The following is a 17,951-nucleotide window of genomic DNA, read 5'->3' as shown; positions in this document are numbered from 1 at the left end:
ATCCGATTGGCCAAATTCAGATTTCGCCTCGAAGCAGCACTTAGGCTCGCCGAACGCAGCCTCGAAGAACAGCAGCGGCTCCTTGCTCAGGAAATCCAAAAGCTGTCCTCTCTCCAAAAGGCCTGTCAAGACCAGGAAAAAGTGTGGCAGTTTGCTTTGCAAGGTCAAGAGGAGGCGTGCAGAACCTCACCTCAGGATCTAAGTCTATGGCAGATTTTTAGTCAAAAGCAAATTGAACTTCTACGGCAAATAGAAAAGGAAGTTTCCCAACAGGAGTGGGTGGTCGCTCAGCAGCGGCAAAGGCTCCTTGAAGCCCATCAGGATGCCGAGAAGTTGAAGAAATTGAAGGAAAAACAAAGAGTGGTATTCAACCTTAAGGAACAGCGGCGTGAACAAGCTGTCCTGGATGAAGCAGGCCAAATAATTTTTGGACGGAGGAATAGCTTATGATCGAAGTCACCCGCATCAATGGCAAAAGGTTGGTTCTTAATTCAGACCTGATCGAAAGCATGGAAGCAACCCCGGATACGGTTATTACCTTAACGGGAGGAAATAAATACGTTGTCACTGAAACAACAGAGGAGCTCATTCGCAGAGTGACGGAATATAAGAGGCATTGTCATCCGTTATTTCGGGAAGAAGGGGAGATATCAGAGTAATGGACCGTAAGTTAATTATTACAATTTTTATCGCGGGATTTTTGGGATCTACTATTGGTGTCGTTGGAACACTGGGTGCCCAGAAAATATTCTTCTCAGAAAGCCCTACACATCAAGGAGTAATAAAAAAGGAAGAAGGCCCGGTGATACCTGTTGGAGAATTTACCGTCAATCTCCGGGGAGGAGCCTTCCTTAAGACTGCTATAGCACTCGAAGGGATGAACGAAAAATCGGAAGCAGCGATCACTGCCAAGGATGCCTTTATCAAGGACCGGATTAATACCGTTCTTTCCAGTAAAACACTAGAGGATATGCAACCAGAGGTTCGTGAAGATCTGAAATTCGAGCTAATTAACCAACTTAATGAAGTAACAGGCAATCAGGTTCAGAGCATTTTCTTCTTATCCTTTGTTTATCAGTAAATACTTACCCCGGAAATGCTGCTCACCAGCGAAAAATACTATGATTTATAACCTAACTGCTTTAATATAAAAACATAAAAATAAGAATGTTTGGAGAGGGGGGATCTTATGGGAGAGGTATTGTCACAGGAAGAAATTGATGCCTTACTGAACGCGCTTTCTGATGGACAAGTGGATGCTGAGGAAATTAAAACAACAAAAGTACAAAAGAAAGTCCGAGTTTACGATTTTAGACGACCGAACAAATTCTCCAAAGATCAGATTCACTCCCTCCAGAATATTTATGAGAATTATTGCCGGTCATTGACGACTTACTTATCGGGACATCTTCATTCTATTATTGAGACTAAGGTGAGCTCCATTGAGCAAATAACCTATGATGAGTTTATTCGTTCCCTGCCTAATCCGACAATCCTCAGTTTATATGCTCTGAATCCCTTGGAAGGGACTCTTCTGATGGAGATGAGTCCGGCACTGGCCTTTGCTATCATTGACCGGCTGCTGGGCGGGCAAGGACAAGGTTCGGAGAAGAATCGGGATCTGACAGAGATTGAACGGACGATCATTTCCCATCGAGCGGAACAGATGATTACCTTAATTGGGGAGGCTTGGACTGAGGTTCTTCCTACTGAGCCGGAATATATGGTCTTAGAAACCAATCCTCAGTTTACTCAGATTGTTGCGCCCAATGAAATGATTATCCTTGTCACCTTAGAGGTTAAGGTCGGCGAAATGGTAGGAATGGTCAATATGTGCCTGCCTTATCTGGTACTGGAGCCTGTCTTGGATAAACTCAGTACATTATTCCTTTTTTCTACTCAGTCCAAAGTAACCTCGAAAGAACAGGTCAACGCTATTCGCAGGAAAATTGAATGGGCGAAAGTGGATATGACCACCATGCTGGGACATTCGGAGATTTTAGTTCGTGACCTCTTGGAATTGGCACCAGGGGATGTTATCCCGCTGATGCAAAACGTTAAAGAAGCGCTCCCTGTTTACGTTGGGAATTTTAGAAAGTTTAAAGGAATTCCTGGTCTGCATGGGGAACATCTCGCTGTTCAAATAACAGAAATCGTTGAGGAAGGAAGGGATCAGGATGGGTAACGGGATGCTTTCCCAGGAAGAAATCGATGCCCTGCTGGGAGGGAATCTTGAGACGGATCCCCCAGCGGAAAATGAACCCAAAGTAGAGTTTAGCGATATGGAAAAGGATGCCATAGGAGAAATAGCCAATATCTCCATGGGAACTGCAGCGACAACCCTTTCCCAGCTCTTGGGAAAGAAAGTTGAAATCACCACCCCCAAGGTGGATATGGCAAGTGCGGAGCAAATCCGCAAGGATTATCCGATTCCCTCGGTCATCGTCGATGTCCGGTATAAAGCGGGGATTGAAGGATCTAATCTTCTCATTCTCTCCCAACGGGATGGGGCAGTCATTGTGGATCTGATGATGGGAGGAACAGGTGAAAACCCGCCTTCAGAACTCTCAGAGCTTGGAATCAGCGGTATTGCCGAAGCTATGAATCAGATGATGGGTTCGGCGGCGACCTCCATGTCTACCATGTTTAATTCCGTCGTGGATATCACACCACCCCAGTTAGTCTTAAATGATATGTCTCCCAAAGATGATGATATCATTACCAATGTGCTCCAATCCCACGAAGAACTCGTCAGAATTTCCTTTAGGATGGTCGTGGAAGATGTCATTGACAGCATTTTAGTTCAAGTGATTCCGATTCATGTGGCGAAGGGAATGGTTAATAAGCTTCTCGGAACAATGGGTGGAACCGGTTCCAAACCAGAAGCAAAGCCCACTCCTCCTCCCCGGGTGGAACAACCCCAGGCGCCCAACACCGGCTATGCCCAACCCACGGCACCAATCCCCGGTCCTTCTATGCCGTCACCACAAGGAGCCTATGGAAACCAACCTCCTCAAGTTCCTTACATACCTCAGCCTCAGCCGGAGTATCCTCAGCAACAACAAGGATATGGCGGACCTGCCTATGGACAAAATCAAGGAGGTTACTACGCTTCAGGATATGGGGCTCCCCCGACATCGGTACAACCGGCTCAATTCGTCCCCTTAAGGCCTGCTGATCCCATTCACGGGCAAGAGAATCTCGAGCTTATTCTGGATGTCCCCTTACAGGTCAGTGTAGAGTTAGGGAAAGCTAAGAAAACCATCAAGGAAATCCTTGAATTAGGACCTGGATCGGTTATTGAGTTGGATCGCCTGGCTGGGGAACCGGTGGATATGATCGTCAATGGTAAGCTTGTGGCAAAATGTGAAGTTGTGGTCATCAATGAGACCTTTGGGATACGCATTACGGATATTATACAGCCCAGTGAACGTATGACTAAGGCCATTGGACTTTAGTAGAATTCAGGAAAGATTAAGATTTATTCCGTTTTTATTAAGGAGGAAATAGTGTGGGTGCTAATGTTTTAATTGTTGATGATGCTGCATTTATGCGGATGATGGTCAAGGATATCTTAACAAAGAACGGCTTCACAGTGGTTGGCGAGGCTGAGAATGGGGCTGTGGCCGTCGATAAATTTGCTGAGCTGACTCCAGATTTGGTCATCATGGATATCACCATGCCTGAGATGGATGGACTACAGGCCGTTCGTGAGATTCGCAAGCGCGACCCTCAAGCCAAGATCATTATGTGCAGTGCCATGGGCCAGCAAGCGATGGTTATCGATGCCATTCAATCCGGCGCCAAGGACTTTATTGTGAAACCCTTCCAAGCAGATCGGGTGGTTGAGGCTGTAAAAAAGGCGCTGAAGTAAAATGCCAAAAATAGATAATACCACGCCCTATCCAGACACAATTCCTGCTTCCGCAGATCTGTCAGGAGCCGATCCTTCCTACTGGGGGGGGATCATAGGGACGATTCTTGTCTTTCTCCTTATTCTGGTGGTTGCTTTATGGGTCATCCGCAAAATGAACCAGGCTTCTTTCCGGGGCATGCAGGCGCCTTGGGCGAGAGTTCTGGATCGGCAAATGCTCAATGCCAGCCAATCTCTCTATCTGGTGGAAATTGCGGGAAAGCTCCAGATCCTGGGGGGAACGGATCATCATTTGACGAAGATCGATGAGATCGATGACCCTGAGCTGGCGGCTGAGATCCTGGATGAGCTTGCCCACCGGCCCACTGAGCGTGTGGAGGGCATTCTATCCGGAATTGCCCAGCGCACCTTTGGCGGTAAACGGCGCCGGGGGAAAGAACCCTTTGCCGATGAGCTAGAACGTTTGCTTGAGGAGGTGGACCAATGATAGCCACCGTGAAGGCATTGGGTTCAGCAAAGAAGCGAAACCTAAAAGCTTTGCTGCTGTTCTTCTTGATTTTGGGCGGAATACTGGTGAATACGGATTCAGTTTTGGCCGCAGGATTAACCCTTGATTTCGGGACGACAACGGCTGAGCAAACCAGTTCAACCCTGCAAATCCTGCTTTTATTGACCGTACTCTCCATCGCTCCGGCGATTCTTGTTCTGATGACCTCTTTTACCCGGACGATTATTGTGCTCTCCTTTGTACGCAATGCCCTTGGTACACAGCAGCTGCCGCCGAATCAGGTGATTATTGGGCTTTCATTATTTTTAACCTTTTTCGTCATGGCACCCACTTGGAATGAGATCAATACCCAGGCTCTTCAGCCCTATATGCAAAATCAAATGACTCAGGCAGAAGCTCTGCAGCAAGCGGAAGCCCCTTTAAGGCAATTTATGTTTGAGCAGACCCGGGAAAAAGATCTCAAGCTTTTCGTCGGTCTGGCCAGAATGGAACAGCCTCAGACTTATGGGGATATCCCCACCTATGTCCTCATTCCTGCTTTTGTAATCAGTGAGTTAAAGACAGCTTTTCAGATGGGCTTTGCAATCTTTATCCCCTTTATGGTGATCGATATGTTGGTGGCTTCTGTTCTCATGTCCATGGGTATGATGATGCTTCCCCCCATGATGGTTTCATTGCCCTTTAAGATTCTTTTGTTTGTTTTGGTGGACGGTTGGCATCTTGTAGTCCAGTCACTTGTCACAAGCTTCTACTAACCTAAGGATGTGTATTGATGAATCAAAGTGACGTACTTTATCTGGCCAAAGAAGCCTTGATGACAGCCTTGATGATTGGGGGTCCTGTACTGGGTGTGAGCTTGCTTGTGGGTTTAATGGTCAGTGTGTTTCAGGCCATGACTCAGATTCAAGAGCAGACCCTCACCTTTATTCCCAAAATCCTGGCCATCGCTCTTGTCATGCTTTTATTGGGCCCGTGGATGCTTAATGTGATTACAGGTTTTACTACCAATCTCTTTAATGATCTGGCTATTTTTGGTAAATATTAATCATCTCGGAGGAGTGACATGGGCTTAGCAGAATTTTTGCAATGGAATCTCACGTTGTTCCTCCTTATTCTCTCACGTTGGGCGGGCATGATTATGCTGGCCCCGGTGTTTGGAGCCCGCGGGGTTCCTGCCATGGTCAAGTTGGGCTTGGCGGTAAGTATTTCGCTCATCCTCTATCCGATCATCATGGCCGGCGGACCGCAGATTCCCAGCGAAACACTGCCCTATGCGGCACTATTAATCAAGGAGATTGTGGTTGGCCTTGTGATCGGTTTTGTCATTTATGCCATTACTGCCGTGTTAGAAGGAGCAGGTCAATTGATTGACATGCAGATGGGCTTTAATATGAGCGGAGCCATCGACCCGATTTTTGGTGTGCAAAGCGCTATGATGGGTAATTTTCAAATGATTTTGGCCATTATGCTGCTCCTTGCCACCAACTCCCACCATTATCTTATTGCGGCCATGGTCAAGAGCTATACTTATGTCCCTATTAATCCGGGGGCTCTCCCTCAAGGACTTAATTATTATATCTTTCTCATTCGGGAAATCTTCACCTTGTCGGTGCAACTGGCTCTCCCCGTCATAGGTGCGTTGGTTCTGACGGATATCGGTGTGGGACTCTTGATGCGCACTGTGCCCCAGATGAATATTTTTACGGTCATCTTTCCGGTAAAAATCATCTTTGGTTTTATCATTCTTTTTTTGGGAATCGGCTTTTTTGGAGAAACAGTCAACATGCTCTTTGGGCGGGCCATGACCTGGCTCTTAGAGTTGTATAAAGGGTGGCAGGGAACATGAGTGAAAAAACGTTTCAGGCCACGCCCAGGCGAAGGCAGGAAGCACGTAAGAAAGGCCAGGTCTTTAAGAGTACGGAAATGGTTTCCGCACTCATGCTGGTCAGCTTTATTGGGCTGTTAAAGTACTATGTACCCACCATGGTGGAAAAGGTTACCCAAATCTTTCCTTATGTCTATGGGCTCTCTACTGAATGGACGGCCCGCTCCATTTCCAGCCTGATGGTGGATCTTCTCTGGCTGGGTATTCAGATTGTAGCTCCTTTGTTAGTGGTGGGTGCTGTCGTCGCCACCGGCGCCAATTACCTTCAGGTGCGCTCCCTTTTTACCGTGGAGCCCTTAAAGCCCCAATTGAGCCGAATTAGCCCGATTAGCGGCGCTAAACGGATGTTTGGGGTGAAAGCCTGGGTGGAACTTCTCAAGTCCCTGCTCAAAGTCATTTTTATAGGCTATTTCCTCTACGCCACCATCCGGGATAATTTCGAAGTCTTTCCGACAATGGCTCGTTTCACAGTAGGCCAAGGGGCAGTCTTTATCGGCGGATTAATCATCAACCTGGGCTGGAAAATCGCCTTATCCTTCTTCATCATTGCGGCCATCGATTTTCTCTATCAGTGGTGGGATTATGAGAAAAATCTTAAGATGTCCCACGAAGAGTTGAAGCAGGAATATAAGCAAACGGAAGGGAATCCTCAGCTTAAAGGGGAGATTAAAAGAAAACAAAGGGCCATGTCCATGCGCCGTATGATGCAGGATTTAAAAACTGCCGATGTGGTGGTGACCAACCCCACTCACTATGCTGTAGCCCTGCGTTATGACCCCAAAGAAAGTTCGGCCCCGGTCGTGGTGGCCAAAGGTGCCGACGAAATCGCCCAACGGATTAAGCAGCTGGCCAAGGAATATGGGATTGTAACGATGGAAAATAAGCCGCTGGCCCGGGCCCTTTTCGCGCAAGCGGAAATAGGTCAGGCTGTGCCTGCGGATCTCTATAAAGCCGTGGCGGAGGTCCTCGCCTTCGTGTACCGGCTTAAGCGCAAGAAATATACCGGGTAAGAAAGGAGGAATCCACTCATGGCCACAAACGTAAGCCGCCGCTGGTACAGCAACATTGACGTCCTCGCAGCTATTTTCATCGTCTCCATTGTTGTCATGATGGTTGTACCCATTCCTCCACTGATGTTAGATATTCTATTGACCATTAGCATTTCTGCCGCCGTACTTACTTTGATGATTGCGGTCTTTACCAAAGACCCTTTGGAATTTTCGGTGCTTCCTTCCTTGATTCTGATTTTAACCCTGTTTCGTCTCTCCCTTAATGTGTCCACCACCCGCTTAATTCTCTCAAATGGTCATGCCGGTGAAGTCATTCAGCAGTTCGGCGAGTTTGTCGTCAAAGGCAGCGCTGTGGTCGGCTTTATCATCTTTGCCATTTTGGTCGTCGTGAACTTCATTGTTATTACCAAGGGTTCGGAACGGGTATCTGAAGTAGGGGCCCGCTTCACCTTGGATGCAATGCCGGGGAAGCAAATGAGCATTGATGCCGACCTGAATGCAGGGATGATTACCGAAGTGCAAGCCCGAGACCGCCGCAAGAAGATTCAAGCTGAAGCTGATTTTTATGGGGCCATGGATGGAGCCAGTAAGTTCGTCAAAGGAGATGCCATCGCTGCCATTATCATCCTCTTTATTAATATTATCGGAGGATTTGTTACCGGGGTCGTTATACGGGACATGGACATGATGGAAGCCTTGCATACCTATACTCTTTTGACCATTGGGGATGGACTTGTAACACAAATTCCAGCCCTTTTGATGTCTACAGCCACAGGTTTGGTGGTCACTCGGGCAGCTTCAGAAACCAACTTAGGTGAGGACCTCTCCCGACAACTTTTTCACACCCCGAAAGCTCTCTACATAACCGCAGGGGTAGCCTTAATCCTCGCTCTATTTGGACTTCCTCTCTTGCCCTTACTTATTGTTGCCATTGTTCTTGTGGTGCTGGGAAGGGTTATGGATAAAGGCAGTCAAAAAGCAGTGGTGGAAGAGTCCGCGGCGGCGCGGGAAACAGCTATTGAAGAAAGTAAAAAGCCGGAGAATGTCCTTAACCTTTTAAATGTGGATAATATGGAGCTGGAACTGGGATATGCCCTTATCGCCTTAGTTGATGTCCAGCAAGGGGGCGATCTCTTAGACCGTATCGTCTTGATCCGGAGACAGGTGGCCAGCGAACTGGGCTTTATCGTTCCGGTAATTCGCGTCCGGGATAATATGAACCTGCAACCCAATCAGTATTCAATTAAAATTCGCGGTGCCGAGGTGGCCGGGGGAGAAATTTTGGCCGATCACTATCTTGCCATGAGCAGCGGCCTGGGAGATGATACTATTCCGGGCATACCCACAAAGGAGCCTGCCTTTGGGCTGGACGCCAAGTGGATTAATGCCGTTTATAGAGAAGAAGTGGAGATGAATGGCGGGACTGTGGTGGATGCTCCTACAGTCTTAGCGACTCATTTGACAGAAGTCATTAAGAGCAATGCCTGGGAAATCTTAAGCCGTCAGGATGTCAAAACCCTTCTGGATCATGCTCGTGAGCAAGCACCGGCTGCGGTGGATGATGCTATGGAGCATTTGAATCTGGGACATTTACAGAAGATCCTCTCAAATTTGCTGAGAGAACGGGTTTCCGTCCGGGATATGGTGACCGTCCTGGAGACTTTAGCCGATTATGCCTCATCCACAAAGGATTTGGATCGCTTAACTGAGTATGTTCGTCAGTCCTTAGCCCGACAAATTGTCCAGCCTCTCCTGGGAATGGACAAACAATTGCCGGTGCTTACCCTGGAGCCGAAGCTGGAACAGCAGATTCTGGATAGTATTCAGCCTTCGGATTTCGGGAGCTATCTGACTCTGGATCCTCGTGTGTTGCAGGAACTTATGCAATCCTTAGTCCGGGAAATAGAAAAAATGGCCTTTAAAGGATATAACCCTATCTTGGTCTGTGCTCCGGTCGTGAGGATTAATCTAAAACGGGTTACGGAGCGTCAGTTACCACAGCTCATTGTTTTATCTTATAACGAGCTTGTTCATGGTGTACAAGTTCAGGCAGTAGGGATGGTGACGACTGGAAATGCGAGTTAAACGATTTGTTGGAGATACAGTGGCCGAGACCATGGGCAAGGTGAAGAAGGAATTGGGAGCCGATGCTGTCATCCTTCAGACACGGCAATTCAAGGAAGGCGGGTTGTTAGGGCTTTTCGGTAAGCCCAAAGTGGAAGTTATGGCTGCCATTGAAGAGGAACCTGTGAACAAAAAACAAGTTCCTGTGAAATCTTTATACCCGTCGAATCCATATACAGTCCGGAAAGAAGCCCCTTTGGCGCATAATGAGGAAAAAGAGATTTACCCACATCGGTTCGTCGAGAGCATTCCTACGGAAAGAACTCCCAGAGTTGAGGTAAGCACTCTCAAAAATGGAGAAGTCAACACCTTAGAAGTAGAACTTCAATCCATGCGTAAATTACTGGAGAGCATGAACCGCCAAATTGAAGGTTTGGATGGTGAACAGGGAGTATGGCCCGTACCCCTGCAAAAATGGGCCGATATGCTCAAAGAGCGGGGAATAAACCCAAAGTTAATCAAGAGACTTCTTCGCTCAGTCCAGCAAAATGTCCGTGAAGAAGACTGGGTGGAGGACCATCGGGTCAGATCCTGTATAAAAGAAGCCGTGCGTCAGATTTGCGGAAATACGGCGGCTATTCAGCCAGGAGTCCGTAAACCACGGATAGTTGCCTTAGTCGGACCCACAGGGGTAGGAAAAACCACCACCATCGGAAAACTAGCGGCGGGCTTTAGTATCGTGGATAAACGGCGAGTTGCTCTGATCACTGCAGATACCTATCGGGTCGCTGCCGTGGAGCAGCTGAAAACCTTTGGGGAGATTATTGGGGTACCTGTAGAGGTGGTCATGACTCCCTCCGGACTGCGGGAAGCCATCCAACGCCATGAGGATAAGGAACTTATTTTTATTGATACGGCGGGGCGTAGTCCTCATCATGATCTTCATATGTCTGAATTGAAAGCGTTTCTAGAGAAGGCTCAGCCGGAATTAACCATGCTCGTCATGAGTGCCGCCACTCAGGCTCCGGATCTGGCCAAGATTTACGAACGCTTCGAAGCGTTGACGACTCATCTGATTTTTACCAAGATGGATGAAACAATCAGCGGGGGGACCATTCTTAATCTTTTGGAAAGAACAGACCTGCCTGTTGCATATATTACCAATGGGCAAAATGTTCCTGATGATATAGAAGTTGCGACCCCAGAGCGTCTGACTCGGTATATTCTGGGGGAGGGGGATCGACGTGAATGACCAGGCAAAAGTATTGAAGCGTATCGCCTCTCGACATAAATCGAACTCTACCTCGAACCCGAATTCCCAACAAGGTCTTCGTGTATTTGCAGTGACCAGCGGCAAGGGTGGAGTAGGGAAGACCAATTTCAGTGTGAATTTGGGCTTGGCATTAATCGATTTAGGCTATCGGGTCATCCTTTTGGATGGTGATCTGGGACTTGCGAACCTGGATATAGCTTGTGGCGTTACTCCCCGTTATACTTTTGAGCATCTTCTCAATGGTGAAAAGGATATTGAGGAAATCCTTATCTATGGCCCTAAAGGGATAGGAATATTACCGGGGGGCTCAGGGGTCCAGGATCTGGCTAACATTGAGAGGGATCGGTTGGAAGAGGTAGTTAGAAATCTGGGACGCTTAGAAGGCTTGGCTGATATTATTATCATCGATACAGGCGCAGGTTTAGGATATACTGTACTCAATTTCCTGAGGGCGGCGGATGATATCATCTTGATCACCACTCCAGAGCCAACCTCTTTAACCGATGCATACGGTCTGCTGAAGGCTTTGCAGAAGGTTAAGGATAATTTCACTGTCAATGTGGTAGTGAATCGGGTACAAAAGGAGTCGGATGCTAAGGACACCTATGAGCGCCTGGAAAGTGCTGCGAAACGGTTCCTGAATGCTTCGGTCAATTTGTTAGGATGGGTCTATGAGGATATGTCCGTGGGCAGAGCCATTATGAAACAAGAACCCATCGGGGTCTCCTATCCTCGAAGTACGGCCTATCAATGTATCCAATGGATTGCCAGCTCGGTGTCGGGACTTTATCTTAGTCCACCGAGACAAGCGGGGGGAATTCGTGGCTTTTTGACCAATCTTTTACGGACTTTTTAAATATTCTGCTTTCACAATTTTGCTTAGGGGGTGAGGACAGTGCAATATCTCGATAAATTAGTTTCCGGATTAGCAATTGAGTTGCACGTTCCAGAGGGCGACTATCAGGGGAATTACAAAACACATATCGATGAAGTCGGCAAAACACGCATATCCGTATATGCACCCCATCAGCAAGGAATGATCATTCCCCTGCAAGAGGGTACTCTTGTAGAAGTTACCTTTTGGGATGAAGTGGCTTCATACTCTTTCAATTCCTCTATTCTTCAGCGTATCGCGGTACCCATACCGGTGTTTGTCCTGAAGATGCCGGAAAGTATTAAAAGGGTCCAAAGGAGGAACTATGTTCGAATTCCTGCCTTTTTTCCCATAACCTATCAAGTGGTGGAAAAAGAAGGTTTAGGGGATATACAAAAGGGGAGTATGTTGGATCTAAGCGGTGGAGGAATGCGTTTCCAATCCAAGGTCAAGTTGGAGAAAGGCACCATCCTCTATGCCTATCTTGAATTTCCCTTTGGTACTATAGGGACTCCGGGTCGGGTATGTCGGATGGAGGCTATCGAAGATACCAAGTTCTTTTCCGTGTCCGTAGATTTCTATCAAATTTCCGAACGAGATCGCGATCGCATCATACGATGTGTTTTTGATATTCAAAGAGACCTGCGTAAGAAAGGATTGATCTAAATTATGGAAATCGATCAAATGCAATTGGATGCATTGCGTGAGATTGGAAATATTGGCTCCGGACATGCTGCTACAGCATTATCCACCATGCTCAACCGCCGAATTGAAATGTCCATTCCTGAGGTTAGAGCGATAGAATTTGAGAATGCTCCCACGGTGATCGGTCATCTGGAGATTCCTCAAGCTGTTATCTACGTTAAGGTCGAAGGGGATGCCCCTGGTAAAGCGGTGTTTTTCTTTCCCTTGGAAAGCGCTGAAATATTGGTACAAGCCTTATTCGGTTCCAATGAACCCTTTAATCTCTTTGATAATGAGATGGCTCAATCTGCCCTTAAAGAGATAGGGAATATTATGGTGAGCTCCTTCCTCATCGCCATAACTGAATTTTCGGGAATCCCCCTTCTGCCTTCGGTACCTGCCTTAGCAGTGGATATGGTGGGGGCGATTTTTGATGCGATTCTTCTGGAAGACGGAATACTTGAGGATACGGTTCTCTTTATTAATACTCAGCTTTCCGGAATACCGCAAATTGAAGGAAAGTTCGTTTTCTTACCAGATGAGGGATCGTTGAGAAAGTTGCTGGGAGCTTTGGGACTATGAGCAATGTAATTAGTGTTGGAATGGCTGATTTAAAAACGACAAAAGCACCTAATATTTTAATGACAGCAGGATTAGGTTCTTGTATTGGTATATGCATTCATGACCCCATTCAAAAGGTGGGGGGCATGGCGCATATTATGCTGCCCACTGCTGGGAGTGCCAATGGCGGAAATCCTGCCAAATATGCTGATACAGCTATGGACGTTCTGGTAACGGAGATTCTCCGTCTAGGTGCCTCTAAATCACGCCTGCGTGCCAAAATGGCCGGAGGCGCTCAAATGTTTTCCTTCCCAGGGAAGCCTCCTGTCTTAAAGATCGGGGATCGTAATGCTGAACAAGTGATTATAGAGTTAAAGCGCCTGGGGATCCCTCTCCTTGTCTCTGATGTGGGGGGAAGTTTTGGACGGACCATTCATTTTGATGTCGGCACAGGGGACCTTAAGGTTCGGACCATTAACCACGGCGAAAAGGTGATTTAGTAGATGATGGATAAATTACGTCTCTGGGCATGGTATTTTGCACTTGTCGTTTCAGCTGTCTTAGCACTGATTAGTTTCTATACAGGGGAAAGCCTTATCCACGTTGTCCTCAGTGCCATTATTGGCTTTACCCTTATTTATGGCATCAGTATAGCCAGCATAACGATTTTTGAAAAGACCGGCATTGAAATGGATCCGGGTAAGTTGGGCGGCCTTTTAGACATTGCCGTAGGACAGGAAGATGACTTGGATTTGGGCGACCTGGAGCAAGAGGCCCGGAATTTAGAAGGAATGGGTCCTGAACAGGCTCTCTATACGAAAAGCGGCCAAATTCCCCCTGCCAGAGCCGGTCAATTGAATCAGGAATTTGCTGAAGGGGAGCCCAGTGTTGAGAAGCAGGCAGAAATAGTGAGAAGAATGGGTTGGGGAGAGTAGATGATTGTAAGGGAGGGGGGCCAACAAGATGTCGAATCCTTATGAAGCGGCCAATCGAGGATCATGGAGAACCGAGCAAATCGAAATGTATTTGTCGCTAGTCAAGCGTATCGCCGGTCGGTTGGCTATTTCCTTACCTCAACATGTGGATGAAGACGATTTAATCGGCTATGGTGTGTTTGGATTGCTGGATGCTTTAGATCGGTTTGACCCCGTCCGGGGAGTGAAATTTGAAACCTATGCTACCCTGAGAATCCGGGGAGCTATTATCGATGGTTTGCGGACTATGGACTGGGTACCTCATTCAGCTCGGCAGAAAATTAAACGCATCCAGGATGCTTTTACTGAAGTGGAAGCACAGCATGGTCGTCCTGCCCGCAACGAAGAGGTGGCGGCCTTACTGAAGATGGATCTGCGGGATTTGGAAGTCGCTGTGCATCAAGGGCAAATGCTGACCTTGACTTCGCTTGATGAAGTGGCTGTTGGTGAAGAAGGAGAAGTCCATACCCCCAGGACACAATTGACGGACCCCATAGCCCAGGAAGCCTTCCAGGAAGTCGAACTCAATGAACAAAAAAAGATACTGGCTGACGCCGTCGAAAAGCTCCCTGAGAAGGAAAAGCTTGTCGTGGCCTTGTATTATCAGGAGGATCTCACCCTGAAAGAAATCGCAGTCATTATGAAGCTTTCGGAATCAAGAATATCTCAGCTTCATTCCCAAGCTATACTACGCTTAAGGGGACGCCTCAGTCGCCAAAAAAAGAATTTGTTCTAACCTAAAGTTCCGAGGAACTTTTGTCGATAACCTATATAGATTCAGTATAGTGGAGGTGATGCCATGACAGGAATTAATGCCCTATCCACGAGGGGAGCCATCACAAGCACTGAAGATGGAGCTTCCTTCACAGGTAGTTCACTGCCAGGTGCAGACTCAGCTGCGATGATGTTTGCAGCAATCTTTGGCGGTTGGCTTAACCAAATTGGACAGGGACAAGACTCTGGCAACCAGAGTAATGAACCGGCAGGCAAGGATGCCAATTCCGGACGTCACGCCTTATTGGGTTTGGATGGGTTACAAGGACTTATGGGGATACTTCAAGGAAACGGAGGTTTCCAAGGGGAAGGGGAACAGGGAGCCGATTCGGAGCAACTGAAGATTCTTCTGACTCAGCTCGATGCCCTACGGAGTCAAACGCCCTCATCAAATTCTTCAGGCATAGTAGAGGATGTACAGCTGTCAGGGATGACAGAACAGCCTCAGGGGAAGGCTTCCCCCCAGTCGGAGTTGGATTTATATAAAAACGTGATATCCAATTTACTTAAAGAAATGTCAGGGGAAATGAGGATTAAATCACCGAATCAGGCGGAGTTTAATCCTTTAGATCAGCAGAAATCGGAAATTGCTGTGCAACGCTATAACAGTGGTTTATTTATCCCTATGGATGAAGAAGCACAAGCAACAAAGGCAATGACCGGTACCGCAATGACGGATTCGGCAAAGACACAAGAGCATAGCGCTGTCGAGGTTAATCAGGGCACATTGCTTGCAGCCTTATTAGGTAAGTCAAAGCCCGGTTCCGGTGAGACAGGATCGGATGAGAATCTGGTTAAGCATAGGACAGGTAATGGACTTGAAGGGGCAGGGAAGAACCCGGAAATTAGTACGCTTCTAAAACAAGATGAAGCAAAGAACACAGCAATGCATGGCGTACTGGAAGAAAAGCCGGCAGAAGGCGAATCCCTCCTTTTAAAAGAGAGAGTTACTAAAGGGCTTCAAGAAAATGAACGTCCTGCGGAATTGAGCAAGGCGAATAAATCTACCATTCAAGATGTTGCGGCAGGCAATCTAACCCATCAAGCCAAAGATATCGCTCAAGTTCAAGGGAAAGTTGCCGACAAGAGCAATCAGCCCATATGGGCCCAAGTGGCTCGAGACATCTTTGACAAGGCTTATCTGGCTCGTCCCCAACTTCGCGAATTGACCATCCAATTGCACCCTGCCCATTTAGGAGCAATTAATATCTCCATGAGTTGGGATGAGGGACAAGTTCATCTGCGCATGGTGGCTTCGGATGGGGGAACAGGACAGATCCTCCAGCAGAATCTGTCTGAACTGAGAGACAATCTGACTCAGCTAGGCATCCAATGCGGACAGATGGAGATGGGCTTGGGAGAGCAAAAAGAAGGTGCTCAGGAGCATCAGGGCCGGGAAGGTTCAGGCCGCTCTCAGGAGAGCGGGGATGACACTTTAGAGTCGCTTAATAGTGAAGAGCTTGAGAGAATACTGGGTAATGATGAAGTGATCCCAGGCGCTAATCGGATTAATATCAAGGCCTAGGAGGGAACTATGGGGAATACAGTAGATACAAATTATAAGGGTTATAGTAAATACTCCTCCACCTCAGAATCCAAGCAAAGCAATGCAGTCTCTAACGCTACAAAAGATGTTCTGGGTAAGGATGATTTTCTAAAGCTGTTGGTTGCTGAACTAACGAACCAGGATCCTCTTTCGCCTATGGATAACAAAGATATGATTACCCAGATGGCTCAGTTTAGTTCACTGGAGCAAATGAATAATATGTCCAAAACTATGGAAAATCTGACCGCTGGCTTTACGGCATTGTTTCAGAATTCTTTGCTCAGTCAAGGAGCCGCTTTAATCGGCAAGCATGTAGAGGGAATGAATCTTGAAGGAACCGGCTTTGTGAATGGGATCGTCGAATCCGTTCAATGGCTGAATGGCAATCCTCAGTTGATACTGCGTTTAGAGGATGGGAGTAAGGCTGCCGTAGAGATGAACGAAATCACCTTTGTGACGGACCCTAAGGAGAAGGATCCTGTGCCTGATCCGGATAAAGAAGCGGATGATACTTCTAAGGATGATATTCCCAAAGATTAACGCGGATATCAATGGAACGAAAAAGTTTAAATAAAAGAAATGGGGGAATACCTCGATGCTACGTTCTTTGTATTCAGCTATCTCAGGTTTAAAAAACCACCAGATAAAAATGGACGTGATCGGCAATAACATTGCCAATGTCAATACCACAGGCTTTAAGCGCAGCCGTGTCACCTTCTCCACCATGCTGAGCCAAACCATGAAGGGTGCCGGCTCTCCCTCAGCGAATCAAGGGGGAACTAACCCCGCCCAGATCGGCCTGGGTTCCATGGTGAGTTCCATCGACCAGATCATGACTCCCGGAAGCTCACAGAACACAGGCAAAAGTACGGATGCCATGATCCAAGGAAGAGGCTTCTTTGTCTTTAGGAATGCAGGACAGATCGTTTATGGCCGGGCCGGTGCTTTCTCTCAGGATCAAAATGGCTACCTTATTGATCCGGGGACAGGAGCTTTCGTTTTGGGCCAAATGTGGGGAGCTAATGACAGGGAGGTTCTCGAATGGGGAAGCACACCTTTGACACCCTTAAGGTTCAATATAGGCTCATACCCTCCTGAACCTGAGGGGAAAAAGATTGATATTAATCTCGGAGATTTTGTGCAGAACGGAAGCAACTATGAATATGTCAATCCGGCATTAATCGGTGCTTCAGCAACAGTTCCCACTGGTGGAACTCTTGATCCTACGACGGGAAAAATAACCTTTACTGCGGCTCCGACGGGTACTGGGACGCCTCCCGTTGTTAGTATTACCAACATTGACTATGATAAGCTTACCCTTACGCCGGGGGATTTTGTGCAAAAGGGAAATGTTTATGTTTATGAGAATCCGGACTTAGTCGGTGCTACACTAGGTGCGATAACAGGAGGCTCCTTTGATCCAAAAACGGGAACAATAACCTTGAATGCGGCTCCGCCATCTGCCGGTGTTGCGATTACCGGTGTAGATGGGAGACTCCGGGCAAAATTAGATGAAGTCACTATAGATGGCAACGGTATTATTACCGGGATATACAGCAATGGCAAAGGATCTGCGTCCCGTCGTATCGGTCAGCTGGCCATTGCTAACTTTGCCAATGACGCTGGCTTGCAGAACGTAGGTAACAATTTCTATTCGGCTACCAACAACTCCGGTATAGCAGACATCGGTGCTGCCGGAACAGCGGGACGGGGAAATATTATCCCCAATTCCGTAGAGATGTCCAATGTGGATCTCTCTCAGGAGTTTACAGATATGATCGTCACCCAGCGGGGATTCCAGGCCAATTCCCGGGTAATCACCGTATCCGATTCCCTGCTTCAGGAACTGATCGACCTTAAACGCTAATCATACGCCTAGGACTTAGGTATAAGGGTAAAGCCTTATACCCAAGTCCTTTTCGGC

The 17,951-nt window shown here is 47.4% G+C and carries 22 protein-coding genes; all 22 read left to right on the top strand.

Annotated elements, in window-relative coordinates:
- Window positions 1–6: 6 nt before the first annotated feature.
- A complete protein-coding gene (locus tag DESDE_RS17080; protein WP_014795277.1) occupies window positions 7–450 on the top strand; it encodes a flagellar FliJ family protein in 444 nt (147 codons plus the stop codon).
- Window positions 447–659 carry a flagellar FlbD family protein gene (locus DESDE_RS17075; RefSeq protein WP_014795276.1) on the top strand — a complete coding sequence of 71 codons (213 nt, stop codon included), beginning with the start codon at window positions 447–449 and terminating at the stop codon, window positions 657–659. The genes DESDE_RS17080 and DESDE_RS17075 overlap by 4 nt, the downstream gene beginning before the upstream one ends.
- The gene (locus DESDE_RS17070) at window positions 659–1,081 is read left to right on the top strand and encodes a flagellar basal body-associated FliL family protein (protein WP_014795275.1); all 423 of its coding nucleotides are present in this window, start codon (window positions 659–661) and stop codon (window positions 1,079–1,081) included. Before DESDE_RS17075 ends, DESDE_RS17070 begins: the two co-directional genes overlap by 1 nt.
- 108 nt (window positions 1,082–1,189) lie before the next feature.
- Window positions 1,190–2,185 (top strand): flagellar motor switch protein FliM, encoded by a 996-nt coding sequence (fliM, locus tag DESDE_RS17065; protein ID WP_014795274.1) that lies wholly within the window; start codon window positions 1,190–1,192, stop codon window positions 2,183–2,185.
- Window positions 2,178–3,458: a flagellar motor switch phosphatase FliY gene (fliY, locus tag DESDE_RS17060; protein ID WP_014795273.1), complete on the top strand. Its 1,281-nt coding sequence runs from the start codon at window positions 2,178–2,180 to the stop codon at window positions 3,456–3,458. Before fliM ends, fliY begins: the two co-directional genes overlap by 8 nt.
- Window positions 3,459–3,511: 53 nt before the next feature.
- Window positions 3,512–3,874, top strand: a complete 363-nt coding sequence (locus DESDE_RS17055; protein ID WP_014795272.1) for a response regulator — start codon at window positions 3,512–3,514, stop codon at window positions 3,872–3,874.
- A gap of 1 nt (window position 3,875) precedes the next feature.
- Window positions 3,876–4,361, top strand: coding sequence for a flagellar biosynthetic protein FliO (gene fliO / locus DESDE_RS17050; protein ID WP_014795271.1), 486 nt, complete (start codon window positions 3,876–3,878; stop codon window positions 4,359–4,361).
- A complete protein-coding gene (fliP, locus tag DESDE_RS17045; RefSeq protein ID WP_014795270.1) occupies window positions 4,358–5,137 on the top strand; it encodes a flagellar type III secretion system pore protein FliP in 780 nt (259 codons plus the stop codon). Before fliO ends, fliP begins: the two co-directional genes overlap by 4 nt.
- Before the next feature lie 17 nt (window positions 5,138–5,154).
- A complete protein-coding gene (fliQ, locus tag DESDE_RS17040) occupies window positions 5,155–5,427 on the top strand; it encodes a flagellar biosynthesis protein FliQ (RefSeq protein ID WP_014795269.1) in 273 nt (90 codons plus the stop codon).
- Window positions 5,428–5,445: 18 nt separating this feature from the next.
- Entirely contained in the window at window positions 5,446–6,228 is a 783-nt protein-coding gene (fliR, locus tag DESDE_RS17035) for a flagellar biosynthetic protein FliR (RefSeq protein ID WP_014795268.1), read from the top strand.
- Window positions 6,225–7,277, top strand: a complete 1,053-nt coding sequence (flhB, locus tag DESDE_RS17030; RefSeq protein ID WP_041917291.1) for a flagellar biosynthesis protein FlhB — start codon at window positions 6,225–6,227, stop codon at window positions 7,275–7,277. The genes fliR and flhB overlap by 4 nt, the downstream gene beginning before the upstream one ends.
- 18 nt (window positions 7,278–7,295) lie before the next feature.
- Complete coding sequence (gene flhA, locus DESDE_RS17025; protein WP_014795266.1) at window positions 7,296–9,362, top strand: flagellar biosynthesis protein FlhA; 2,067 nt, start codon at window positions 7,296–7,298, stop codon at window positions 9,360–9,362.
- Window positions 9,352–10,593, top strand: coding sequence for a flagellar biosynthesis GTPase FlhF (gene flhF, locus DESDE_RS17020; RefSeq protein WP_014795265.1), 1,242 nt, complete (start codon window positions 9,352–9,354; stop codon window positions 10,591–10,593). Before flhA ends, flhF begins: the two co-directional genes overlap by 11 nt.
- Window positions 10,586–11,470 carry a MinD/ParA family protein gene (locus tag DESDE_RS17015; RefSeq protein WP_014795264.1) on the top strand — a complete coding sequence of 295 codons (885 nt, stop codon included), beginning with the start codon at window positions 10,586–10,588 and terminating at the stop codon, window positions 11,468–11,470. Before flhF ends, DESDE_RS17015 begins: the two co-directional genes overlap by 8 nt.
- 39 nt (window positions 11,471–11,509) lie before the next feature.
- Window positions 11,510–12,154, top strand: a complete 645-nt coding sequence (locus tag DESDE_RS17010) for a flagellar brake protein (protein WP_014795263.1) — start codon at window positions 11,510–11,512, stop codon at window positions 12,152–12,154.
- Between the two features lie 3 nt (window positions 12,155–12,157).
- Window positions 12,158–12,754, top strand: a complete 597-nt coding sequence (locus DESDE_RS17005) for a chemotaxis protein CheC (protein WP_014795262.1) — start codon at window positions 12,158–12,160, stop codon at window positions 12,752–12,754.
- The gene (locus DESDE_RS17000) at window positions 12,751–13,233 is read left to right on the top strand and encodes a chemotaxis protein CheD (RefSeq protein WP_014795261.1); all 483 of its coding nucleotides are present in this window, start codon (window positions 12,751–12,753) and stop codon (window positions 13,231–13,233) included. Before DESDE_RS17005 ends, DESDE_RS17000 begins: the two co-directional genes overlap by 4 nt.
- Window positions 13,234–13,236: 3 nt before the next feature.
- Window positions 13,237–13,668, top strand: coding sequence for a hypothetical protein (locus DESDE_RS16995; RefSeq protein ID WP_014795260.1), 432 nt, complete (start codon window positions 13,237–13,239; stop codon window positions 13,666–13,668).
- Window positions 13,669–13,696: 28 nt separating this feature from the next.
- Entirely contained in the window at window positions 13,697–14,443 is a 747-nt protein-coding gene (locus DESDE_RS16990) for a FliA/WhiG family RNA polymerase sigma factor (protein ID WP_014795259.1), read from the top strand.
- A 63-nt stretch (window positions 14,444–14,506) separates the two neighbouring features.
- A complete protein-coding gene (locus DESDE_RS16985) occupies window positions 14,507–16,006 on the top strand; it encodes a flagellar hook-length control protein FliK (protein ID WP_014795258.1) in 1,500 nt (499 codons plus the stop codon).
- Between the two features lie 9 nt (window positions 16,007–16,015).
- A complete protein-coding gene (locus tag DESDE_RS16980; RefSeq protein WP_014795257.1) occupies window positions 16,016–16,567 on the top strand; it encodes a flagellar hook capping FlgD N-terminal domain-containing protein in 552 nt (183 codons plus the stop codon).
- A gap of 55 nt (window positions 16,568–16,622) precedes the next feature.
- Entirely contained in the window at window positions 16,623–17,894 is a 1,272-nt protein-coding gene (locus tag DESDE_RS16975; RefSeq protein WP_014795256.1) for a flagellar hook protein FlgE, read from the top strand.
- Window positions 17,895–17,951: the final 57 nt, after the last annotated feature.

Source organism: Desulfitobacterium dehalogenans ATCC 51507, assembly GCF_000243155.2.
GTDB lineage: Bacteria > Bacillota > Desulfitobacteriia > Desulfitobacteriales > Desulfitobacteriaceae > Desulfitobacterium > Desulfitobacterium dehalogenans.
The sequence above is the reverse complement of the archived record's forward strand: the minus strand, read 5'-3'. Positions and strand labels throughout refer to the sequence as shown.